We start from the raw sequence: 23741 nt of genomic DNA, 5'->3' as shown, positions 1-23741 counted from the left end.
TCCCCGGCTCTCGATCCGTCCCTTGCCTTGACGTCCACGTCAAGGCATACGGTCGGGGACATGCGCATCGGAGAGCTGGCCGAGCGGGCCGGGACCACCACCCGGACTCTGCGGTACTACGAGTCCCGCGGTCTGCTGACCGCGCGCCGTACCGAGCGGGGGCACCGCACCTACGACGACGCCGACCTGCGGCTTCTCCAGGAGATCAGGACCCTCCAGGCGTTCGGGTTCGACCTGGAGGAGACGCGGCCGTTCGTCGACTGCCTGCGCGCGGGCCACCCGGCGGGCGACTCCTGCCCGGCGTCGATCGCCGTCTACCGGCGCAAGCTCGCCGAGCTGGACGGTCTGATCGACCGGCTCCGGGACGTACGCGCGGAGGTCGGCGCCCAGCTGCTGCGGGCCGAGGCGGAGCTGCCGCACGGTACGGAGCCCCGGTGCGAACTCGGAGTGGGGGCGGGCCCGGAAGGGGCCCCTGAGACGGAAGGACGACAGCGATGACGACAGCGATGACGACAGGGACGACGACAGGGACGACGGAGGACACGGCCGCGACCGCCGCGGGAGGCGTGCTCCAGCTCACGGACGCGGACTTCGACGCGGTGGTGCGGGAGTCCGGGCTTCCGGTCCTGGTGGAGTTCACCGCCGACTGGTGCGGGCCCTGCCGGCAGATGAAGCCGGTGCTCAGGGCGGTCGCGGCGGAGGAGGCGGACCGGCTGCGGGTCGCGGAGATCGACCTGGACCACAATCCGGAGACGGCCCTGCGCTACGGGGTGCTCTCGGCGCCCACGATGCTGCTGTTCCGGGCGGGCGAGCCGGTGCGGTCCCTCGTGGGCAGCCGAGCCAAGCGCCGCCTCCTGGAGGATCTGGCGGACGCCCTCGACTAGCCGGGCGAGCCGCACGGCGACTTCCCCAGGGCATACGGAAATACCCCGACTAGAATTGACAGTCGGGGTATTTCCTCGCGTATATTGAGAGATTCCGTGCCTGGACACGACGCAGCCACGGAGAAGTTCAATAAACACACTGTATCGCGCCGGGAGTCGAATTGTCAACCGAGGAATTTCGGAAAGAACAGCAATTCATCACCGATCTCTACGCACGGCTCGACGACCTGAGGGACGAGGCCGAGGCCGCCGTCGGGCGTGCCCTGCGCACCCCCGGGGTCGGCAGCGCCCAGGGCAGGCTCGAACGGGACGTGCTCGTCGCCGAGCAGTCCGGGCTGCTCACCGCGCTCAACGAGGGCGAGAGCGGACTCTGCTTCGGACGGCTCGTCTTCCGTGACGGGCGAGACCACCACATCGGCCGCCTCGGCATCCGCGAGGACGACCCGCAGCGCACCCCGCTCGTGGTCGACTGGCGCGCCGAGATCGCCCGCCCCTTCTACCTCGCCACCGGCCACGAGCCGATGGGCCTCTCCCGCCGCCGGCACCTCACCACCCGGGGCCGTACCGTCACCGCCCTCCACGACGAGGTCCTCGACCTCGCCGACGCCACCCGCACCGGCCACGAGAGCCGCGACGCCGACGAGGTGCTGCTGGCCGCCCTCGACGCGGCCCGCACCGGACGCATGCACGACATCGTGCAGACCATCCAGGCCGAGCAGGACGCCATCATCCGCTCCCCGCACCGGGGCGTCCTCGTCGTCGAGGGCGGACCCGGCACCGGCAAGACGGCCGTCGCCCTGCACCGGGCCGCCTACCTCCTCTACGCCCACCGCGAGCAGCTGGCCCGCCGCGCCGTCCTCATCGTCGGCCCCAACCCCGCCTTCCTCGGCTACATCGGCAACGTGCTGCCCTCCCTCGGCGAGACCGGCGTCCTCCTCGCCACCCCCGCCGAACTCTTCCCCGGCGTCCGCGCCACCGGCACCGACACCCCCCGCGCCGCCGCCGTCAAGGGCTCCCTCGCCATGGCGGGAGCGCTCGCCGCCGCCGTACGGGACCGCCAGCGGGTACCCGAGCGCGACGCACCGCTCGTCGTCCCGCACGAGGACGGCGACCTCCTCATCGACTGGGACATGGCCCTCGAAGCCCGCCACAAGGCCCGCGAGACCGCCCTCCCGCACAACCTGGCCCGCCCCTACTTCGTCTTCCGCGTCCTCGACGCGCTCGCCGCGCAGCTCGCCGACCGCATCGGCGCCGACCCCTACGGCGGCCCCAACTTCCTCGGCCCCGACGACATCGCGCTGCTCGCCAAGGGCATCGCCGCCAACCCCGAGGTCCACGCGGCCATCGACACCCTGTGGCCCGAACTCACCCCGCGCGAGTTCCTCGCCGACTACCTGACCGACCCCACCCACCTCCCCGAGGCGGACGCGGCCGTGATCCGGCGCGACGGCGGACCCTGGACCCCCGCCGACGTACCGCTGCTCGACGAGGCCGCCGAACTCCTCGGCGAGGACGACTCCGCCGCCCGCGCCGCCGAGGAGGCGGAGCGGCAGAAGCAGATCCAGTACGCGCAGGGCGTCCTCGACGTCTCCTACGCCTCGCGCACCTACGAGTTCGAGGACAAGACGGAACAGGACGAGGAGGCCTCCGAGGTCCTCTCCGCCCACGACATCATCGACGCCGAACGCTTCGCCGAGCGCCACGAGGAGGCCGACCACCGCACCGCCGCCGAGCGCGCCGCCGCCGACCGCACCTGGGCCTTCGGCCACATCATCGTCGACGAGGCCCAGGAACTCTCCGCGATGACCTGGCGGCTCCTCATGCGCCGCAGCCCCAGCCGCTCGATGACCCTGGTCGGCGACCCCGCCCAGACCGGCGACCCGGCCGGAGTCGGCGCCTGGCAGGACATCCTCGGCCCCTACGTCGACGACCGCTGGGAACTGGTCCGCCTCGGCGTCAACTACCGCACGCCCGCCGAGATCATGGCCGTCGCCGCCGAGGTCCGGCGGACCCAGGACCCCGGCTTCGAACCGCCCCGCTCCGTGCGCTCCACCGGCACCGAGCCCTGGGACCGCACTGTCGACGACCCGGTCAAGGAGACCGCCGACGCCGTCGCGGCCGAACGGCGCGAGGAGGGCCGGACCGCCGTCGTCGCCCCGCCCGCGCTGCTCCCCGCCCTGGCCGCCGCCGTGCCGGACGCGGCGCACGGACCGGGCCCCGACCTCACCCGCCCGGTGGTGCTGCTCGACCCCCGGCAGGCCAAGGGCCTGGAGTTCGACACGGTCCTGGTGGTCGACCCGGAGGGCATCGTCGACGGCGCCGCGCACGGCGTCAACGACCTGTACGTGGCGCTGACCCGGGCCACCCAGCGCCTCGGGATCATCCGCCGCGCGCCCCGCGACTGACCCCCGCCCACCCCCGGGCGGGACCGCGCGAGCGGCCCCGCCCGGCGGCGGAGGTCCTGCTCAGCAGGGCCGCAGCCACACCGTCGCGAGCGGCGGCAGCGTCATCCGGATGCTGGCCGCCCGCCCGTGGTGCGGCACGGACTCCGCCTTCACCGGGTCCCGCCCCGCCACGTCGCTCCCGCCGTACCGGCCGGAGTCCGTGTTCAGCACCTCCGACCAGGCCACCACCTCCTCCGGCACCCCCAGCCGGTAGTCGTGCCGTACCACCGGCGAGAAGTTCGACACGGCGAGCAGCGGCGCACCGGCGGCGTCGAAGCGCAGGAACGCGAAGACGTTGTCCTCCGCCGCGTCACCCGCCACCCACTGGAAGCCCTCCGGGGAGGTGTCGCGCTCCCACAGCTCGGGCGCCGCCGTGTACACCGTGTTCAGGTCGCGGACCAGGTCCCGTACCCCCCGGTGGTCGGCCTCCGCCCCGTACGCCGGGTCGAGCAGCCACCAGTCGGGGCCGTGGTCCGCCGACCACTCCGAGCCCTGGGCGAACTCCTGCCCCATGTAGAGGAGCTGCTTGCCCGGGTGGGCCCACATGAAACCGAGATACGCGCGGTGGTTCGCCCGCCGCTGCCACCAGTCGCCCGGCATCTTCGACACCAGGGCCCGCTTGCCGTGCACCACCTCGTCGTGGGAGATCGGCAGGATGTAGTTCTCGCTGTACGCGTACACCATCGAGAAGGTCATCTCGTGGTGGTGGTACTTGCGGTGCACCGGCTCCTTCGTCATGTACTCCAGGGAGTCGTGCATCCACCCCATGTTCCACTTCATGCCGAAGCCGAGGCCGCCGAAGCCGCCAGGACCCACCTGGTCGGTCGCCCGGGTCACCCCGTCCCAGGCGGTGGACTCCTCGGCGAAGGTCACGATTCCCGGGCAGCGCCGGTACAGGGTCGCGTTCATCTCCTGGAGGAAGGCCACCGCGTCCGGGTTCTCCCGCCCGCCGTGCTCGTTCGGCGTCCACTCGCCGTACTCCCGCGAGTAGTCCAGGTAGAGCATCGACGCCACCGCGTCCACCCGGAGGCCGTCGATGTGGAACTCCTGGCACCAGTACACGGCGTTGGCCACCAGGAAGTTCCGCACCTCCGTGCGCCCGTAGTCGAACTCCAGGGTCCCCCAGTCCGGGTGGTGCGAGCGGCGCGGGTCCGGGTGCTCGTACAGCGGACGCCCGTCGAACTCGGCGAGCGCCCAGTCGTCCTTGGGGAAGTGCGCCGGGACCCAGTCCATCAGGACCCCGATGCCCGCCCGGTGCAGCGCGTCCACCAGGAACCGGAAGTCGTCCGGGGTGCCGAGCCGGGCCGTCGGCGCGTAGAAGCCGGTCACCTGATAGCCCCAGGAACCGCCGAACGGATGCTCGGTCACCGGCATCAGCTCCACATGCGTGAAGCCCAGATCCCTGACGTACGCGGGGAGTTGCTCCGCAAGCTCCCGGTAGCCGAGCCCCGGCCGCCAGGACGGCAGGTGCACCTCGTACACCGAGAGCGGCGCCTCGTGGTGCGGGCGCGCGCCGCGCTTCGCCATCCACTCCGCGTCCTCCCAGGCGTGGTGGGAGGCGGTGACGACCGACGCCGTGTCCGGCGGGCACTCGGTGCGGCGGGCCATCGGATCGGCCCGGACGGTGTGCGTCCCGTCCGGCCGGGCGATGTCGTACTTGTAGAGCGCGCCCTCCCCGACGCCCGGCACGAACAGCTCCCACACGCCCGTCGAGCCCAGCGAGCGCATCGGCAGGGCCGTGCCGTCCCAGTGCGTGAAGTCGCCGGTGACGCGGACCCCCCGGGCGTTCGGCGCCCACACCGCGAACCGCGTCCCCGCGACCCCGCCGTGGGTCAGGATCCGGGAGCCGAGCGCCGTCCACAGCTCCTCGTGCCGCCCCTCGCCGATCAGATGCAGATCCAGCTCGCCGAGGGAGGGCAGGAAGCGGTACGGATCCTCCGTGACCAGCTCCGGTGCCCCGTCGTACCGGACCGCGAGCCGGTACGCGGGCACCTTCCGCAGCCGGGGCAGGAACACGGAGAACAGCCCGTCGCCCTCGGAGCGCAGCGGGACGCGCCCGCCCCGGACGAGGGCGGTCACCTCCTTCGCCCACGGGCGCAGCGCCCGGAGGACGACCCCGCCCCTGACCGGATGCGCGCCGAGGACCCCGTGCGGGTCGTGGTGCTCCCCGGCGAGCAGCCGCGCCCGGTCGCCCGGGTCGAGCGGCGGCGCCTTCCGGGGCGTGGCGGGGGACGGGGTGTTGCGGGCCGACTTGCCTGCGGGGCGGGCGGTCACCGGGGTGCCTCCTGGAGGGGTACGGGATGCGGGGTGCGGGGGTGGTCCGCCGGCCGGGTCCGGCCGGTGCGGGGTCACAGGGCGGCCGAGAGGCGTTCGATCGCGGACATCGGGACCGGGAGCCAGTCCGGGCGGTGCCGGGCCTCGTACACCACCTCGTACACGGCCTTGTCCGTCTCGTAGGCGCGCAGCAGCGCCGGGTCGGTGCGCGGGTCGGCGCCCGCGACCTCGGCGTATCCGGTGCAGTAGGCGGCCCGGCAGCGGGTCGCCCAGTCCGCGTTCCAGGGGCGGTGGGTGCGGGCCGCGTAGTCGAAGGAGCGGAGCATCCCGGCGACGTCGCGGACGGTGGGCTGGGGTCTGCGCCGCTCGTCGATCGGTTTCGCCGGTTCGCCCTCGAAGTCGATGACGGCCCAGCCGCCGTCGGAGCCCCGCAGGGTCTGGCCCAGGTGCAGATCGCCGTGGACGCGCTGGAGCGTGCCGCCGCCGTGGGTGCCGCTCGCCGCCGCGAAGACGGCCCGCAGCCCCGGCACGTACGGCAGGAGCGCGGGGACGGCCTGCGCGGCGGCGTGGAGCCTGCGGTCCATGGCGGCGGCCAGGCTCCGGGTCTCGGCGCGCTGGAGGCGGCGGGCGGGCAGCGCGTCCGCGAGGGCGAGGTGGACCTCGGCGGTGGCCCGGCCGAGGGCGCGTGCCTCGGCGCCGAACTCGCGCCCGTCGGCGAGGGCGTCGAGGGCGAGCCGCCAGCCGTCGCGGGAGCCGCGCAGATAGGGCTGGAGGACGCCGAGGGTCGCGGCCCCCGACTCGAACCAGGCGACGGGGGCGGGGACGCGGGCGCAGCCCGCGCGGGCGAGGGCGAGGGGGAGTTCGAGGTCGGGATTGGCCCCGGGGCTGACCCGGCGGAAGATCTTCAGGATGTACGAGTCCCCGTAGACCAGGGAGGAGTTGGACTGTTCGGCGTCGAGCATCCGGGGGGCGAGTCCGGGGGGCAGGGCGGTGGTGGCGTGGAAGCGCAGCGGGCCGGTCCTGCCGGGGGCGCGCAGCCGCTCGTAGAGGAGCCCGGCGAGCCGGGGATCGCGCAGTCCCTCGTAGACGGCGCGGCCGGCGAGGGGGCCCTGCCGGAGCCGTCCGATGAGGGCGGGGGCGAGCCGGGGCGGGAGTTGGCTCCTGACGCCCAGGAGGAGTTGGTAGCAGTCGGGGGGCGAGCCCGCCGGGCGGCCCGGCTGGTCGACTCCGAGGAGGAGATGGAGCAGACCGGGGCCCGTGCCGTCGAGGGGCAGCAGCTCGGTGGCGCTTTCCAGGGTGAAGCCGGTGACCCGGCGGCCCTTGCCCGCGAACCAGCGTTGCCTGGGCAGCCAGGCGTGGAGCAGGGGGGCGAGGGAGTGCAGGAGGGCGTCCGGCGCCCGGGTGGTGGATGCGGTCTCCGTCATGGCATCGCGTCCTTTCCCCGGGGCACGCAGTCGACTGTCGTGTGCGTTCAAATGCGCAGAGTGTCCCGGATGGCGGCTGGGGCTGTCCGGATGTGCGGGACGTGTCGGAGGGGGAAGATCCGTATGGGTCCGGCAAGAAGGCCCGGATGGACCTGAGGGGCGGGCGACGCGCGGCGCTCACGGGTGGGGCGGGGTGCGTGGCGCTCACGGGTGGGACGGGGTGACCGTCCCACCCGGTGCGGGCGGAACCGGCCGTGGGCCGGCCGGGTGCGGAACTGGCGCTGGCTCAGCTCTTCTTGAGGCGGAACCAGTAGAAGCCGTGACCCGCGAGGGTCAGCAGGTAGGGCAGTCGTCCGATGGCCGGGAAGGTGACCCCGCCGATCAGTTCCACCGGCTGGGCGCCGTCGTAGCGGCTCAGGTCCAGCTCGGTCGGCTGCGCGAACCGCGAGAAGTTGTTCACGCAGAGGACGAGGTCGTCGCCCTCCTCGCGGAGGAAGGCGAGCACCGCCGGGTTGGTGGCGGGGAGTTCGGTGTACGTGCCGGTGCCGAAGGCGCGGTTCTGCTTGCGCACCTCGATCATCCGTTTCGTCCAGTGCAGCAGCGAGGACGGGGAGGCCGTGCCCGCCTCGACGTTGGTCACCTGATAGCCGTGGACGGGGTCCATGATGGCCGGGAGGTAGAGCCGTCCCGGGTCGCAGGAGGAGAAGCCCGCGTTCCGGTCGGGGGTCCACTGCATCGGCGTCCGCACCCCGTCCCGGTCGCCCAGCCAGATGTTGTCGCCCATGCCGATCTCGTCGCCGTAGTAGAGCACCGGCGAGCCGGGCAGCGACAGGAGCAGCGCGGTGAACAGCTCCATCTGCTTGCGGTCGTTGTCGAGGAGCGGGGCGAGACGGCGCCGGATGCCGATGTTGGCCCGCATGCGCGGGTCCTTGGCGTACTCGGCGTACATGTAGTCGCGCTCCTCGTCGGTGACCATCTCCAGGGTCAGCTCGTCGTGGTTGCGCAGGAAGATCCCCCACTGGCAGCCGGAGGGGATGGCCGGGGTCTTCGCCAGGATCTCGGAGACCGGGTGGCGGGACTCGCGCCGCACCGCCATGAAGATCCTCGGCATGACCGGGAAGTGGAAGGCCATGTGGCACTCGTCGCCGCCCGAGGCGAAGTCGCCGAAGTAGTCGACGACGTCCTCCGGCCACTGGTTGGCCTCGGCGAGCAGCACGGTGTCCGGGTAGTGGGCGTCGATCTCCGCCCGTACCTCCTTGAGGAAGGCGTGGGTGGCGGGGAGGTTCTCGCAGTTGGTGCCCTCCTGCTGGTACAGGTACGGCACCGCGTCGAGCCGGAAGCCGTCGATGCCCAGGTCCAGCCAGAACTTCAGCGCGGACAGGATCTCCTTGCGCACCGCCGGGTTCTCGTAGTTGAGGTCGGGCTGGTGGGAGAAGAACCGGTGCCAGTAGTACTGTCCGCGCACCGGGTCGAAGGTCCAGTTGGAGGACTCGGTGTCGACGAAGATGATCCGGGCGTCCGGGTACTGCTTGTCGTCGTCCGCCCAGACGTAGTAGTCGCCGTACGGCCCTTCCGGGTCGCGCCGGGACTCCTGGAACCACTCGTGCTGGTCGCTGGTGTGGTTCATGACGAAGTCGATGACCACGCGCATCCCGCGCTGATGGGCCGCGTCGACGAACTCCACGAAGTCGGCGAGGTCGCCGAAGTCGGGCAGCACCGAGGTGTAGTCGGCGACGTCGTAACCGCCGTCCCTCAGCGGTGACTTGAAGAAGGGCGGCAGCCAGAGACAGTCGACCCCCAGCCACTGGAGGTAGTCGAGGCGGGACGTGATGCCCTTCAGGTCGCCGACGCCGTCCCCGTTGCTGTCCTGGAAGGAACGGACGAGGACCTCGTAGAAGACGGCCCGCTTGAACCAGTCCGGATCACGGTCCTTGGCGGGGGTGTCCTCGAAGGTGTCGGGGACGGGAGCGTTGACAGTCATGAGGTGGGTGACCCTCCGGTCTGCGGGGACGGTCGCAGGACGAGGATGTGCGCGGGCGTGACGCCCGGTTCCAGGCGCACATAGCTGGCCCTGCCCCAGTGATAGGTCTCGCCGGTGAGCTCGTCGCGCACCGGCACGGTCTCGTGCCGGTCGAGGCCGAGCGCCGCCATGTCCAACGAGAGCGTCGCCTCCTGGGTGTGGTGCGGGTCGAGGTTGACGACCACCAGGACGGTGTCCGCGCCCGCGTGCTTGCTGTACGCGATCACCCGCGGGTTGTCCGTGTCGTGGAACGTCAGGTTCCGCAGGCGGCGCAGCGCCGGGTGGCGGCGCCGGATCCGGTTGAGGGCGGTGATCAGCGGGGTGATCGTCGCCCCCGCCCGCTCCGCCGACTCCCAGTCACGCGGACGCAGTTGGTACTTCTCCGAGTGCAGGTACTCCTCGCTGCCGTCCTTCAGCGGGGTGTTCTCGCACAGCTCGTACCCGGCGTACATGCCCCACGAGGGCGAAAGCGTCGCCGCGAGCACCGCCCGCGCCTCGAACGCGGGCCGCCCGCCCTCCTGGAGGTACGCGTGCAGGATGTCCGGCGTGTTCACGAAGAAGTTCGGCCGCACCACCGCCGCCGAGTCGCCGGTCAGCTCCGTCAGGTACGCGGTCAGCTCCTCCTTGGTGTTGCGCCAGGTGAAGTACGTGTACGACTGCTGGAAACCGATCGCGCCGAGCGTCCGCAGCATCGCCGGACGGGTGAACGCCTCCGCCAGGAACACCACGTCCGGATCGGCCGCGTTGACCTCGCCGATCACCCGCTCCCAGAACACCACCGGCTTGGTGTGCGGATTGTCCACCCGGAAGATCCGCACCCCCCGGTCCATCCAGAACCGCAGCACCCGCACGGTCTCCGCGACGATCTCGTCCATCACCCCGGGGCCGTCGAACGCGATCGGGTAGATGTCCTGGTACTTCTTCGGCGGGTTCTCCGCGTACGCGATCGAACCGTCCGGACGCCGGTGGAACCACTCCGGGTGCTTCTCCACCCACGGGTGGTCCGGCGAGCACTGGAGCGCGAAGTCGAGCGCGACCTCAAGACGCAGTTCCCCGGCTCGCGCCACGAACGCGTCGAAGTCCTCGAAGGTGCCCAGATCCGGGTGGAGCGCGTCGTGCCCGCCCTCCGGGGAACCGATCGCCCACGGCACGCCCACATCGTGCGGAGCCGCCGAAAGCGCGTTGTCCGGGCCCTTGCGGTGGGTCTCGCCGATCGGGTGCACCGGCGGCAGGTACACCACGTCGAAGCCCATCGCCGCGACCGCCGGAAGCCGCTCGGCGGCCGTACGGAAGTTCCCGGGGACCGTACGCCCCCGGACCTTCCGCACCCCCTCCGAGCGGGGGAAGAACTCGTACCAGGAACCGTAGAGCGCCCGCTCGCGCTCGACCCGCAGCGGCAACGCCGGGGAGGAGGAGAGCAGTTCGCGCAGCGGATACCGGTCCAGGAAACCGGTCACCCGGGGGGCGAGCGCCGCCGCGAGCCGCGCCGCCGCCGGGCGCGAGCCGTCCCGCAGCGCGTCCGCCGCCGCGAGCACCGACTCCCGGCCGCCGCCCTTCTTCGGAACGCCCTTCGCGGCCCGCTCGTGCAGCTCCGCGCCCTCGGCGAGGACCAGTTCCGAATCGATCCCCGCCGGAATCTTGATCCCCGCCACATGCCGCCAGGTCGCCAGCGGATCGCTCCACGCCTCGACGGCGTACGTCCAGAGGCCCTCGGCGTCCGGGGCGACCTCGGCCACCCACCGGTCGGTGCCCTCGGCCGCTTCGCGCATCGGCGTCCAGGGACCCGGCCGGCCCGAGGGCCCCCGGAGCACGACGTTGGCGGCGACGGCGTCGTGCCCCTCGCGGAAGACGGTCGCCGTCACCTCGAAGGCTTCGCCGACCACCGCCTTCGCGGGGCGCCTGCCGCAGTCGACGAGGGGGCGGACGTCCAGGACGGGAATGCGTCCGATGAGCGGTTTCACGGCATCACCTGAGGGTCTACGGGGGGTGAGTGTGGTGGTGCGCTCTTTCTAGCCGCGCCGACGGCCGGTGGGTCGCGGGCATGGCCGCGACCGGGCGCGTTCACTCGAACGGCGGGTTCACAGGGATGAACGGGGGCGCGGGGGAGACGGGTTGCGGGGGTCGGCCGGGAGGCGTGCGGGGGCGGCAGGGGGCGGTAGGCGGCGGCGGTCGGGAGGCTCGGGAGCCTCGGGAGGGGAGCCTTCCCACCCTTCTCGGGTGGGCAATCCAGGAGGTTTGTTAACTATCAGGGCGCGAAACCCTCGACCGGTTGTGAGGACTGGGCGCACGCGGGGCGCGCATACGGGAGCACGGACGGGGTACGCACCCGGGCACGCGGGCGCGTGCGCGGACGGCTGCCCGGGGGAGCGCGCGCACGCGGGGGGTGACGCCGAGGCCGGGGCGCGGCGGTCCCGACTGGGCGCATGCCCGTATGCGGACGGGGTGACGTTTGGGCCCGGGGCGTGGGCGGTCCAGGTCGCGCGCCTGCGCCTCTGTGCGGATGGGTTGGTGCTCGGCCCGGGGTGCGGGAGGTCTCGGCTGGGCGCATGCCCGTATGCGGACGGGGTGACGCTCAGCCCGGGGCGTGGGCGGTCCCGGCCGGGCGCCTGCCCCCCACGCGGGCGGGTCGACGCTCGCCCCCGCCCCGCCCGGCCCGCTCCGTCAGGCACCCGAGCGGGCCGGGCCGGGGTGCCGGGCCGCGGGGGTGTCGGGGCTCGCGGCCGGGAGGGCGTCCCGGGGTGGGCGTCCCGGGGTGCGACCCCTCCGACCCGCTCACCCACCCTCCCCCCCCGAACACCCAGCGTGGTGCACCCGTCCCGCTCCGTGATCGCCTGCGAAGGTGGGAGGGTGAAGGCAATCCGTCGGTTCACCGTGCGTCCCGTCCTCCCCGACCCCCTGCGGCCCCTCGCCGAGCTGGCGCACAATCTGCGCTGGTCCTGGCACGAGCCCACCCGTTCCCTCTTCGACTCCCTCGCCCCCGACGGCCTCCCGGGCGCCGACCCCGTCCAGGTCCTCGGGGCCCTCGAAGCGTCCCGGCTCGCCGCGCTCGCCGTCGATCCCGGCTTCCTGGCCCGGCTGCGGACCGCCGCCGACGACCTCGCCGACTATCTGGAGGCTCCCCGCTGGTACCAGCGCAGGACCGGCGAGGGACCCGCCCGCATCGCGTACTTCTCGCCCGAGTTCGGCGTGGCCGCCGCCCTGCCCCAGTACTCCGGCGGGCTCGGGATCCTCGCGGGCGACCACCTCAAGGCCGCCAGCGACCTCGGCGTCCCCCTGATCGGTGTCGGGCTGCTCTACCGGCACGGCTACTTCCGTCAGGCCCTCGGCGCCGACGGCTGGCAGCAGGAGCACTACCCCGTCCTCGACCCCGACGAGCTGCCCGTCACCCCGCTCCGCGAGCCCGACGGCACCCCCGCCCGGATCACCCTCGCCCTGCCCGGCGGGCGCAGCCTCCACGCGCGGCTGCACCTCGCCCGGGTCGGCCGTGTCCCCCTCCTCATGCTCGACTCCGACGTCGAGGAGAACGCCCCCGGCGAACGGGGCGTCACCGACCGCCTGTACGGCGGCGGCAGCGAGCACCGGCTGCTCCAGGAGATGCTGCTCGGCATCGGCGGAGTCCGCGCCCTCCGTACCTACAGCCGGCTCACCGGCACCCCCGCCCCCGGGGTCTTCCACACCAACGAGGGCCACGCCGGCTTCCTCGGGCTCGAACGCATCCGCGAACTCCAGGGAGAGGGACTCGACTTCGACAGCGCCCTGGAGACCGTCCGCGCCGGAACCGTCTTCACCACCCACACCCCCGTCCCCGCCGGCATCGACCGCTTCGACCGCGCCCTGATCGCCCGGCACCTCGGCGAGGACGGCGCCCTGCCCGGCGTCGACACCGCAAGGGTCCTCGCCCTCGGCGACGAGACCCCGCTGGGCGGCGAGACCGGCGTCTTCAACATGGCCGCCATGGGACTGCGCCTCGCCCAGCGCGCCAACGGCGTCTCCACCCTCCACGGGGCCGTCAGCCGGTCCATGTTCGCCGGACTCTGGCCCGGCTTCGACACCGACGAGGTGCCCATCACCTCGGTCACCAACGGAGTCCACGCCCCCACCTGGGTCGCCCCCGAGGTCGGCCGGCTCGCCCCGGACGCGAGCGACACCGAGCTGTGGGAACTCCGCCGCACCCTGCGCGAACGGCTCGTCGCCGACGTACGAAGAAGGCTGCGGGCCTCCTGGCGGCAGCGCGGGGCCGCCGCCGCCGAACTCGGCTGGACCGACACCGCCCTCGACCCCGACGTCCTCACCATCGGCTTCGCCCGCCGCGTCCCCTCGTACAAGCGGCTCACCCTGATGCTCCGGGACCCCGACCGGCTGCGCGCCCTGCTGCTCCACCCCGAGCGGCCCGTGCAGCTGGTCGTCGCGGGCAAGGCGCACCCCGCCGACGACGGCGGGAAACGGCTCGTGCGGGAGCTGGTCCGGTTCGCCGACGACCCGAGGGTGCGGCACCGGATCGTCTTCCTGCCCGACTACGGCATGGAGATGGCCCGCGGCCTCTACCCGGGCTGCGACGTCTGGCTGAACAACCCCCTGCGCCCCCTCGAAGCCTGCGGCACCAGCGGCATGAAGGCGGCGCTCAACGGCTGCCTCAACCTCTCCGTACTCGACGGCTGGTGGGACGAGTGGTACGAGCCGGACTTCGGCTGGGCCATCCCCACCGCCGACGGAGCCGCCGACGAGGAGCGCCGCGACGACCTGGAGGCCGCCGCCCTCTACGAACTGATCGAACAGCGGGTCGCACCCCGCTTCTACGACCGGGGCCCCGACGGCGTCCCCGCGGGCTGGACCGCCATGGTCCGCCGCACCCTCGCCGACCTCGGCCCGAAGGTGCTCGCCGACCGGATGGTCCGCGAGTACGTCGAACGGCTCTACGCGCCCGCCGCCGCCGCCCACCGGGCGCTCACCCCGGACCGGGCGCGGGCCCTCGCCGACTGGAAGGCGCGGGTCAGGGCCGCCTGGCCCGGGGTCGGCGTCGGCCATGTCGAGGTCGGCGACGGGCTCGCCGACGACCCGGCGGACGCCGAGCTGGGCGCGACCCCCGTCGTCCGGGCCCGGGTGCGCCTCGGCGCCCTCGACCCGGCCGACGTCGAGGTGCAGGCCGTCACCGGGCGGGTCGACGCCTCCGACACCCTCGCCGACCCCCGCGCCGTCCCGCTGAAACCGGCGGGCGGCCCGGACCTGGAGGGCTTGCAGCCGTACGCGGGCACCCTGGAACTCGACCGCACCGGCTCCTTCGGCTGCACCGTCCGGGTCCGCCCGGTCCACCCGCTCCTCGCCCACCCGGCGGAACTGGGCCTGGTGGCGCTGCCGGAGACCAAGGCGGGCGAGGCGCCGGGGGTGCTGCTGAGATAGGCCGTGCCGTTCGGAGCGGGCCGGATCAGGGCACCTTGGCCTTGTCGGCGAGATGCCCGTCGACGAAGCACAGCCGGTACACCGGGATCGCGGCGAGCAGCGTGGACCGGTAGTACCGGCACTCGTGCATGCCGGGCGGCTCCGGCGGAGCCCCCTGCGGGGGCCCGTCCAGCGGATGCTCGGGCAGGTCGTCGGAGACCTTCGCGATCTCCGCCGGGGTCATCCCGATCCGCATCCGCGCGAAGTCCTCCGGCTCCAGATACGACTGCGCCTGCGTCCACAGCGCCACCCCCGCCATCAGGACCCCGAGGGCGGCGAGCAGCGCCAGCGGAATCCAGACGGCCCGCACCAGACCCTTGCGGACCTCGCGCCGGGCCCGGTCCAGCTCCCGGGCCGAGGTGGGCGCGGCGGGCAGCGGCGCGGGCGCCCGCCGGGGCAGTACGGCCTCCAGGGCGAAACCGCCGTCCTCGGTGGCCCGGGTCGCGATCCGGCCGCCCGCGAGCCTGACCCGCTCGTCGAGCCCGACGAGCCCGGTGCCGCCGGACCCGCCCCGCCCGCTGGGGGTCTTCTCCTCGTCCGCGCCCGGTTCCGGCGCGGGCCCGGGGCCGCTGACCACCCGGACCCGGACGTTCGCCGGGTCCTGGGTGACGGAGACCGAGACGGGCGCGCCCGGCGCGTGCTTGGCCGCGTTGGTGAGCCCCTCCTGTACGACCCGGTGCAGGGCGAGGCCCGACATGCCCGGCAGGGTGGGCACCGGGGTGGTGTCGAGGGTGACGTCGAGTCCGGAGGCGCGGGCGCGGGCGGTCAGCTCCTCGACGGTCTCGCCGGGCGGGGTGGTCGGGGCGGCGGCCTCGGGGTCCTCCTCGCGCAGGACGCCGATGATGTCCCGCAGCCGGCCCGTCGCGTCGGCCGCCGCCCGGCGCAGCTCGCCCGCCGCCCGCTGCTCGTCGGGCCCGAGCGCGGGGGAGACTTCGAGCGCGCCCGCGCGGATGGCGATCAGGGCGAGGTCGTGGCCGAGGGAGTCGTGCATGTCCCCGGCGATCCGGGACCGCTCCCGCAGCCGCTCGCGGTCGGCGACGGCGGCCTGTTCCCGTTCCATCCGGTCGGCCAGCTCCCAGCCGCTGCGCACCAGGTGGTCGTACTGGCGTACGTACCGGCCGATCAGCCAGGGCGCCACGACGGCGAGCGCCAGGGCGAGCAGCAGGGTGAACCACTGGCCGAGGGAGGTGTGGGTGAGCCGGGTGAGGAGGAGTCCGAGGCCCGCGACCGCGCCGAACAGCCACAGGGCGGCCCGGGTGTGTTCCTGCCGCCGTCCGGCGAGATAGCCGAAGGCGATCAGGGCGAGGCTGTAGGAGGGGGTGAACAGTTCGAGGGAGGCGGGGAGGCTCAGGGCCACGGTGACGGCGAGGGCGAGCAGCGGCCATCGGCGGCTTACCGCGACGCAGAGGGCGAGGACGGCCGTGCCGACGCCGACGAGGATCCAGCTGCCGCCGTCGTCCGGGTCGGACCTGAGCAGGACGGGGACGCAGAGCAGCAGCCACAGGAGCAGGTCGAAGAGGTGCTCGCGGAGCCGTTCGCGCCGGTCCTCAGGCACCGGGCACCAGGCCCGCCTCGTAGGCGAGGACCGCGAGCTGCACCCGGTTGCGCAGGCCGAGCCTGCCGAGGACGGCGGACACATGGGCCTTGACGGTGCCTTCGACGACATGGAGGCGTTCGGCGATCTCCTGGTTGGAGAGCCCGGCGCCGAGCAGTCCGACGACCTCGCGTTCCCGGCCGGTGAGCGGGGCGAGCCGGGCGCGGGCCTCGGCGGCGCGGGTGAACCGCTCGCCGCCGAGGGTGTCGATGACCCGGCGGGCGACGCTGGGGGAGAGGGCGGCGCCGCCGCCCGCGACGGCGCGGACCCCGGCGATCAGTTCGCGCGGGTCGCCGGACTTGAGCAGGAAGCCGCTGACGCCGCAGCCGAGGGCGCGGGCGACGTAGGCGTCCTCGGAGAAGGTGGTGAGCATGACGACGGCGGTGCCGGGCACGACCCGGCGCATTTCCTCGGCGGCGTCGAGTCCGTCGAGCCGGGGCATCCGGATGTCGAGGAGGGCGACGTCGGGCCGGTGCTCCCGGGCCAGTTCGACGGCCTCGTGGCCGTCTCCGGCCTCGGCGACCACCTCGATCCCGGGGTCGGTGGCGAGGATGGCCCGCACTCCGGCCCTGATCATCGTCTCGTCGTCGGCAAGCAGCACCTTGATCATGCGGGCAACCCTACGCAGACGGGCGGACGCCCCGGGGGAAGGTTCCCCCGGGGCGTCCGTCGGACGATCTCGGTGCGTGGCCTGAGGCCGGTTCCGACCCTTACGGGAAGGTCAGCTTGAATCCGGCGATGGAGCCGGTGTCGGCCGAGGCCTTGTCCTGGGCGCGGAGCTGCCAGACGCCGTTGGCGACCTTGGCGGAGGCGTTGACCGTGAAGGTCTGGACGATGTTGTCCGCGCTGCCGCCCGCTCGGTTGTGCAGGTTGTAGACCGTGCCGTCGGGCGCGATCAGGTCGACGATCAGGTCGCCGATCCAGGTGTGGGTGATGTTCACACCGACCGCGAGGTTGGCCGGGGCGTTGCCGGTGATGCCGGTGACGGTCACCGAGGAGGTCACCGCGGCGCCGTTGTCCGGGATGGCGATGGTGGCGTTGTTCTCGAAGACCTTGCCGGTCGGCGTGCCGCCGCCGGGGCGGGTGCCGACGTTGATGCCGGCCCAGGCGTTCTCCACGGCCGTGACCTCGGCGCTGCCCGCGCCGTACAGCTCGGTGGCCGCCGCGACGGTGCCCGTGCGGGCCCCGGCGTAGTTGGTCGAGGAGCCGAACTTGGTGGTGAGCGCCTTGAACCAGATCAGCGAGGCCTTGTCACGGCCGATGCCGGTGACGGGCAGGCCGTCGGAGGTCGGCGAGTCGTAGTTGACCCCGTTGACGGTCTTGGCGCCGCTGCCCTCGGAGAGCAGGTAGTAGAAGTGGTTGGCCGGGCCCGAGGAGTAGTGGACGTCGACCGAACCGATGCCGGAGTACCACGCGTCCTTGGACGCGCCGTCCTTGCTCGGCTTGTCCATGTAGCGCAGCGGGGTGCCGTTGCCGTTGATGTCGATCTTCTCGCCGACGAGGTAGTCGCCCTTGTCGCTGGCGTTGTTGGCGTAGAACTCGACGGCGGCGGCGAAGATGTCGGAGGTGGCCTCGTTGAGACCGCCGGACTCTCCGCTGTAGGTGAGGTTGGCCGTGGCGGCGGTGACGCCGTGGGTCATCTCGTGCGCGGCCACGTCGATGGACGTGAGCGGCTTGGCGTTGCCCGAGCCGTCGCCGTACGTCATGCAGAAGCAGCTGTCCTGCCAGAAGGCGTTGACGTAGGCGTTGCTGTAGTGGACCCGGGAGTACGCGCCGACGCCGTCACCGCGGATGCCGGTGCGGCCGTGCACGTTCTTGTAGTAGTCCCAGGTGAGCGCGGCACCGTAGTGCGCGTCGGCGCCGGCCGTCTCCTTGTTGGAGGCGAGGCCGTTGCCCCAGGTGTCCGTGGTGTTGCTGAAGAGGGTGCCGGTGCCGGACGTACCGTTGTTCAGGTTGTACGTCTTGTGGTTGCCGCGGCCGGTGTCGGTCAGCGTGTACGAGGGCGCCGTGCCGAGGGTGACGGTGCCGCTGTACTGCGTGTTGCCGACGCCGGTCTCGACGCCCTGCCACTCGAAGAGCTTGGCGCCCGTCTTGGCGTCGGTCACCACGTGCAGCTCGTTCGGGGTGCCGTCCTCCTGGAGGCCGCCGACGACGGTCTCGTAGGCGAGGACGGGGGTGCCCTGGGCGGCCCAGACGACCTTGCGGGGGGCGTGGTCGGCCGCGATCTTGGCGGAGCCGTCCGCCTTGGCGAGGCCGAAGGCCTGCTTCTCGGCGGCGGCGGGGGCCACGGTGGCCGTGGTGGCGATGTTCTTCAGTTCCGCGCGGGAGGACTTGACGACACCGGTGGTGGCGCCCGCCTTGGACTCGGCGACGATGAGGTCACCGCCGAGCACGGGGAGTCCCGCGTAGGTGCGCTCGTAGCGCGTGTGGGTGGTGCCGTCCTGGTCCTGGACGACGTCCCGGACGACCAGCTTCTCCTGGGCGCCGAGGCCGATCTTCTTGGCCGTGGCCGCCTTGTCGGCGTCGGCCGCCTTGATCAGCGCGGTGCGCTGGGCGGGGGTGAGGTCGGCGGGGAGCTTGCCGGGGTTGGCCTGGCCGCCTTGCTGGGCCTTGGGGGCGATGCCGAGAGGGGCGTCGGCCGCGGTGGCGGCGCCCGTCTGGATGCCCATGGAGAGCATGGCGGCGGCGGCGATCAGGGCGCCCGTCGCGGTGGCGCGACGGCTGGGCGTGGATCTCACGCAGACTCCTTCTTGCGAGGGGGGTACCGACGGACTGGGGCGGCCCGTCCGGGCGGAGCAAGCAGAGCTGTGGAGCACGTTCCTGTGACGCGGAACCCGTTCGGGTGAAGCTGCGAACGGTGGTGCGATGAGCAGGGTGAGAGAGTGTCAGGGATGACGGGGACCTGTCATGACCGCGACGACAAGTTGGCCAGAAATCGTCCGCTGCCCGTACGGCTGCGTTCGTTAACCGGACGTTTCATCGATCATGGGCGCGGTGGTGCCGGGCGTTCGCCCGATCCAGGACGTGAAGCCTGTCCACAGTGCGAGACCGAGGGGCATTCCGGCCCTCGGTGATCTCTGTTTCGGGTGGGGACGGGGTGACGGGTTCGCATCGTCGCCTGGCTGAAACGTTTCTCCCCGGGAGTGTGCGGGAGATGCCCGGATTCCGCCCGCGCCGGTCCGAACCGGAAGGGGGGCGGGTGCCGGGGAGGGGGTGGTGGGGAGTATCCCTCCCCGCCACCCCCTCGCCACAGCGCCCGCCGCGCGGCCCGACACGCTCAGCCCGCCAGGCTTTTGCGCGATGCCCGGCCCAACAGGCTCTCGCGTGATGCCCAGTCCAACAGGATCTCGCGCGATGCCCAGCCGGCCAGGCTCTCCTGTCACGCCCGGCCGGCCAGCTCTCCCGTCACGCTCAGCCCACCAGGCTCTCCTGTCATGCCCAGCCGGCCAGGCTCTCCCGTCACACTCAACCCACCAGGCTCTCCCGCCATGCTCAACCCACCAGGCTCTCCCGCCACGCCCGGTGCAGCCCCGCGTAACGGCCCTCGCCGGACACCAGATCCGACGGGGTACCGTCCTCGACGATCCGGCCCGCCTCCATCACGAGGACCCGGTCCGCCACCTCGACCGTGGAGAGCCGATGGGCGATCACCACGGCCGTACGGCCCGCGAGGACCGTGTCCATCGCCCGCTGCACCGCCCGCTCGCCCGGCACGTCGAGGGAACTCGTCGCCTCGTCCAGGATCAGCACCGCCGGGTCCGCGAGCAGCGCCCGAGCGAAGGCGACCAACTGGCGCTGGCCCGCCGAGATCCGCCCGCCCCGCTTGCGCACGTCCGTGTCGTAGCCGTCGGGCAGGCCCATGATGAACGCGTGCGCCCCGATCGCCCGCGCCGCCTCCTCGATCTGCGCCCGGGTCGCGTCCGGCCGCCCGATCGCGATGTTCTCGGCGACCGTGCCGGAGAAGAGGAACGCCTCCTGCGTCACCATCACCACGCCCCGCCGCAGCTCGGGCGTCGCCAGGTCGCGCAGGTCCACGCCGTCGAGCCGGACGGACCCCTCCGTCGGGTCGTAGAACCGGGCGAGCAGCTTCGCGAGCGTGGACTTGCCCGCGCCCGTCGCCCCCACCACGGCGACCGTCTGGCCCGCCGGAACCGTCAGGTCGAAGCGGGGCAGCACCTCGCCGCCCGTGCGGTACGCGAACCGTACGCCGCCGAAGACCACCGCGCGGCCCGGGGCGCCCGTACGGGCGGGCAGCTCCCGGGGCTCCGCCGCCTCCGGCACGCCCGGCTCCTGCGCGAGCAGCCCCGCGATCTTCGCGAGGGACGCGGCGGCCGACTCGTACGAGTTGAGGAACATGCCGAGCCGGTCGATCGGGTCGTACAGGCGCCGCATGTACAGCACCGCCGCCGCGAGCACGCCCAGTTCGAGGGAGTCCGACGCGACCCGGTAGGCGCCCCACAGGCACATCCCGGCGACGGCCGTGTTCGCGACCAGCCGGGAGCCGACCACATAGCGGGCCATCTCCAGGAGCGCGTCGCCGTTGCTCCGCTCGTGTCGCCGGTTGAGCGCCGCGAACTCGGCGTCGTTGGCCCGCTCCCGGCGGAACGCCCGTACCGGACGGATGCCGTTCATCGTCTCCGCGAACTTCACGATCACCCCCGCGATCGCCGTCGAACGCTCGGCGTAGACCGCACCGGCCCGGCGCCGGTAGAGCCGCACCAGGAGGAAGAGCGGCAGGAACGAGCCGACGGCCACCGACCCGATGCCCGGGTCGAGCCAGAGCAGCACCAGGGCGATCGACACGAAGGACAGGACCACCCCGATCAGTTCCTGGAGCCCCTCGGAGAGCAGCTCGCGTAGCGACTCGACGTCCGTGGTCGAACGGGAGATCAACCGGCCCGAGGTGTACCGCTCGTGGAAGTCCAGGCTCAGCACCTGTGCGTGCCGGAAGATCCGGCCGCGCAGATCGAGCAGCACGTCCTGGTTGATCCGGGCGGCAGCGCGGACGAAGACGTATTGAAGGACTCCGGAGAGCGCCGCGCACAGCAGATAGCCGAGCGCCACCGCCACCACCGGCCCGTGGTCCCCCGCCCGGAACGCCGGGACACCCCGGTCGATGGCGTACGCGACGAGCAGCGGCCCCGCCTGTACGGCCGCCTCCTTGACGAGCAGGACGAGCGCGGCGACGACGACACGGGCGCGGTGCGCGGAGAGCAGCGAACGCAGCAGCGCGCCGGTCGCTCCAGGAGGGGCGGGAAGGTCGTCCTGATCGAAGGGGTCGGTGGGGGGTGTGGTGGGTGTGGTGGGCGAGGTAGGTGAGGTGGGCGTGGTGGAGCCAGTGGGGTCGGTGGGGTCGGTGGGGTACGTGGGGTCGGCTGAGGTTGCCGGGGGGTTGAGGGCGTTGAGGGTGCCGGGGGCGGTGGGAGTGCTGGGAGCGGCTGTGGTCGCGGAGGTGTCCGGGGTGGGCTTTACGGGCTCCGCCGCCGGGTCCTGGGGCTCGCCGAGTGCGGTGTCCGTCATCGGTCCTCGCCCTCCAGGGCCTCGTCGTCACCGTTCACACCGTCACCGTTCGCATGGGCACCGGCCCCACTCCCACCGGCACCGGCACCGGCCCCGATCCCACCGGTCTTGCTCTCGCCCGACATCAGCCAGGCGTACTCCGTGCTGCTCCGCAGCAGTTCCTGATGGGTGCCCACGGCCGTGATCCGGCCGCCGGACAGGAGCGCCACCCGGTCGGCCAGCATCACCGTCGAGGGGCGGTGGGCCACGACCAGCGCCGTGGTCTCCCGCAGGACCTCCCGCAGGGCCGCCTCCACCCGCGCCTCGGTGTGCACGTCGAGGGCGGAGAGGGGATCGTCCAGGACGAGGAAGCGGGGGCGCCCGACGACCGCGCGGGCAAGCGCGAGGCGCTGGCGCTGGCCGCCGGAGAGGCTCAGGCCCTGTTCGCCGACCTGGGTGGCGGCGCCCTCGGGCAGCCGGTCGACGAAGCCGTCGGCCTGGGCCACGCCGAGGGCGCGGCGCAGCTCCGGCTCGCCCGCCGAGGCGGCGGCGCCCATCAGGACGTTCTCGCCGACGCTGGCCGAGAAGAGGGTGGGTTCCTCGAAGGCCATCGAGACCAGGGACCGCAGCCGTTCCCGTGCCATCAGGGCGATGTCCTCGCCGTCGAGGAGGATGCGCCCGCCGGAGGCCTCGTGGAGCCGGGGTATGAGAGCGGTGAGCGTGGTCTTGCCGGAGCCGGTGGAGCCGACGAGGGCCAGGGTCTCGCCGGGGCGGATGTGCAGGTCGATGCCGTCGAGGACGGGCGGGGAGCCCGGTGGGGCGTCGGGGTAGCGGAAGGAGACGCCTTCGAAGCGGACCCCGCCGGGCGCCTCGGCGGAGGCGGGAGAGGGGGAAGGGGAGGGGGAGGGAGTGCCGGGCGCGATGGTGTCCGGTTCCGGCTCGGCGTCCATCACCTCGAAGTAGCGTTCCGTCGCGGTCGCCGCCTCCTGGCTCATCGCGAGGAGGAAGCCGATCGACTCCACCGGCCAGCGCAGCGCGAGGGCGGTGGAGAGGAAGGCGACGAGGGTGCCGGCCGACAGTTCGCCGTCCGCGACCCGCACCGTGCCGAGGACGAGCGCCGCGCCGATCGCCAGCTCCGGCAGGAAGGCGATGACCGCCCAGATCAGGGCGAGCAGCCGGGCCTTGAGCAGTTCCGTACCGCGCAGCCGCTCCGCGAGGTCGCGGAAGGCCCGCGCCTGGCTGCGGTGGCGGCCGAAGCCCTTGACGATCCGGATGCCGAGGACGCTCTCCTCGACGACCGTCGTCAGATCGCCCACCTGGTCCTGGGCGCGCCGGGCGACGACGCCGTATCGGCTCTCGAAGAGCGAGCAGGCGATCACCAGCGGGATGACGGGGGTGAGCAGGACCAGGCCGAGCGACCAGTCCTGGGCGAGCAGCAGGACGTAACCCGCGAGGATCGTCACGCCGTTGACCAGGAGGAAGGTCAGCGGGAACGCCAGGAACATCCGGACCAGCATCAGATCGGTGGTGCCGCGCGAGAGGAGCTGACCCGAGGCCCACCGGTCGTGGAAGGCGACGGGCATCCGCTGGAGTCTGCCGTAGAGGTCGGCCCGCATGCGCGCCTCGACGCCGGAGAGCGGGCGGGCCACCAGCCAGCGCCGGAAGCCGAAGAGCACCGCCTCGGCTGTCCCGAGCAGCAGCAGATACAGCGCGCCGAGCCACACCCCGCCCGGATCACGGTCGGCGACGGGCCCGTCGACCAGCCACTTCAGGACGAGCGGGATGACCAGGGACAGACAGGAGGCGAGGATCGCGACCCCGGCGGCGCTGAACAGACGCGCCCGTACGGGCCGCACGTACGGCCAGAGCCGCAGCAGCACACGGACCGCCGACCGCCGCTCCCCGCCGGGGGCCGGACGTGGCTCGGGGGAGGCGCCGGGAAGGGGCTCGGGAGGGGGCTCGGGGACGGTGGATTCTGGGGCGACAGGTTTCTCGGGCATCAGGCCCGACCTTACGGTTCACCCCTGACACGGCTCATCCGGATTTCGGTCACATCGCGTGCGGGGGAGGGGGTTTCGCCCCCCCCCACCACCACCGCCGGAGGCCACGGGCTACGGCGCCCGGCCACGAGGTCCGGCGATGACGTCCGGAGTTGGCGTCCGGCGA

General features: G+C 73.0%; 13 protein-coding genes. 4 read left to right on the top strand and 9 right to left on the bottom strand.

Annotation, left to right across the window (positions count from 1 at the left end; all coding sequences use genetic code 11):
- The first annotated feature begins 60 nt into the window (after nt 1-60).
- The 3 genes from BU197_RS20395 to BU197_RS20385 all read left to right on the top strand — a co-directional run bounded on the left by BU197_RS20395 (nt 61) and on the right by BU197_RS20385 (nt 3289).
- On the top strand, nt 61-498 hold the full coding sequence (locus tag BU197_RS20395; RefSeq protein WP_188269714.1) for a MerR family transcriptional regulator: 438 nt from the start codon (nt 61-63) through the stop codon (nt 496-498).
- An 8-nt stretch (nt 499-506) separates the two neighbouring features.
- On the top strand, nt 507-884 hold the full coding sequence (locus BU197_RS20390) for a thioredoxin family protein (protein ID WP_223183269.1): 378 nt from the start codon (nt 507-509) through the stop codon (nt 882-884).
- 161 nt (nt 885-1045) lie between these two features.
- On the top strand, nt 1046-3289 hold the full coding sequence (locus tag BU197_RS20385) for a HelD family protein (protein WP_188269713.1): 2244 nt from the start codon (nt 1046-1048) through the stop codon (nt 3287-3289).
- Between the two features lie 60 nt (nt 3290-3349).
- Here the strand turns inward: BU197_RS20385 and glgB are convergent, their stop codons facing one another.
- From glgB to BU197_RS20365, 4 genes are all read right to left on the bottom strand, one after another.
- Nucleotides 3350-5602 carry a 1,4-alpha-glucan branching enzyme gene (glgB, locus tag BU197_RS20380; protein WP_188269712.1) on the bottom strand — a complete coding sequence of 751 codons (2253 nt, stop codon included), beginning with the start codon at nt 5600-5602 and terminating at the stop codon, nt 3350-3352.
- A 74-nt stretch (nt 5603-5676) separates the two neighbouring features.
- Complete coding sequence (locus BU197_RS20375; RefSeq protein WP_188269711.1) at nt 5677-7026, bottom strand: maltokinase N-terminal cap-like domain-containing protein; 1350 nt, start codon at nt 7024-7026, stop codon at nt 5677-5679.
- Nucleotides 7027-7312: 286 nt separating this feature from the next.
- Nucleotides 7313-9007, bottom strand: a complete 1695-nt coding sequence (treS, locus tag BU197_RS20370; RefSeq protein WP_188269710.1) for a maltose alpha-D-glucosyltransferase — start codon at nt 9005-9007, stop codon at nt 7313-7315.
- A complete protein-coding gene (locus tag BU197_RS20365) occupies nt 9004-11007 on the bottom strand; it encodes an alpha-1,4-glucan--maltose-1-phosphate maltosyltransferase (RefSeq protein ID WP_188269709.1) in 2004 nt (667 codons plus the stop codon). The genes treS and BU197_RS20365 overlap by 4 nt, the downstream gene beginning before the upstream one ends.
- Before the next feature lie 886 nt (nt 11008-11893).
- Between BU197_RS20365 and glgP the strand changes: the two genes are divergently transcribed.
- Entirely contained in the window at nt 11894-14443 is a 2550-nt protein-coding gene (gene glgP, locus BU197_RS20360; RefSeq protein ID WP_188269708.1) for an alpha-glucan family phosphorylase, read from the top strand.
- 25 nt (nt 14444-14468) lie between these two features.
- Here the strand turns inward: glgP and BU197_RS20355 are convergent, their stop codons facing one another.
- The 5 genes from BU197_RS20355 to BU197_RS20335 all read right to left on the bottom strand — a co-directional run bounded on the left by BU197_RS20355 (nt 14469) and on the right by BU197_RS20335 (nt 23575).
- Nucleotides 14469-16037 (bottom strand): sensor histidine kinase, encoded by a 1569-nt coding sequence (locus BU197_RS20355; protein WP_188269707.1) that lies wholly within the window; start codon nt 16035-16037, stop codon nt 14469-14471.
- Entirely contained in the window at nt 16030-16686 is a 657-nt protein-coding gene (locus tag BU197_RS20350; RefSeq protein ID WP_188269706.1) for a response regulator, read from the bottom strand. The genes BU197_RS20355 and BU197_RS20350 overlap by 8 nt, the downstream gene beginning before the upstream one ends.
- Nucleotides 16687-16786: 100 nt before the next feature.
- Nucleotides 16787-18814 carry a M4 family metallopeptidase gene (locus BU197_RS20345; protein ID WP_188269705.1) on the bottom strand — a complete coding sequence of 676 codons (2028 nt, stop codon included), beginning with the start codon at nt 18812-18814 and terminating at the stop codon, nt 16787-16789.
- A 754-nt stretch (nt 18815-19568) separates the two neighbouring features.
- Nucleotides 19569-21596, bottom strand: coding sequence for an ABC transporter ATP-binding protein (locus BU197_RS20340; protein ID WP_223183245.1), 2028 nt, complete (start codon nt 21594-21596; stop codon nt 19569-19571).
- The gene (locus BU197_RS20335; RefSeq protein ID WP_188269704.1) at nt 21593-23575 is read right to left on the bottom strand and encodes an ABC transporter ATP-binding protein; all 1983 of its coding nucleotides are present in this window, start codon (nt 23573-23575) and stop codon (nt 21593-21595) included. Before BU197_RS20335 ends, BU197_RS20340 begins: the two co-directional genes overlap by 4 nt.
- Nucleotides 23576-23741: the final 166 nt, after the last annotated feature.

This window comes from Streptomyces sp. CBMA291 (assembly GCF_014596525.1).
GTDB lineage: Bacteria > Actinomycetota > Actinomycetes > Streptomycetales > Streptomycetaceae > Streptomyces.
Note: the sequence above shows the minus strand (reverse complement) of the source record. Positions and strands in the feature narration are given on the sequence as shown.

What these genes read in the sequence shown, in the direction of transcription:
- BU197_RS20335 (WP_188269704.1), bottom strand. Translation starts at nt 23,575, where the DNA reads ATGCCCGAGAAACCTGTCGCCCCAGAATCCACCGTCCCCGAGCCCCCT.
- treS (WP_188269710.1), bottom strand. Translation starts at nt 9,007, where the DNA reads ATGACTGTCAACGCTCCCGTCCCCGACACCTTCGAGGACACCCCCGCC.
- BU197_RS20375 (WP_188269711.1), bottom strand. Translation starts at nt 7,026, where the DNA reads ATGACGGAGACCGCATCCACCACCCGGGCGCCGGACGCCCTCCTGCAC.
- BU197_RS20340 (WP_223183245.1), bottom strand. Translation starts at nt 21,596, where the DNA reads ATGACGGACACCGCACTCGGCGAGCCCCAGGACCCGGCGGCGGAGCCC.
- BU197_RS20350 (WP_188269706.1), bottom strand. Translation starts at nt 16,686, where the DNA reads ATGATCAAGGTGCTGCTTGCCGACGACGAGACGATGATCAGGGCCGGA.
- BU197_RS20395 (WP_188269714.1), top strand. Translation starts at nt 61, where the DNA reads ATGCGCATCGGAGAGCTGGCCGAGCGGGCCGGGACCACCACCCGGACT.
- BU197_RS20390 (WP_223183269.1), top strand. Translation starts at nt 507, where the DNA reads ATGACGACAGGGACGACGACAGGGACGACGGAGGACACGGCCGCGACC.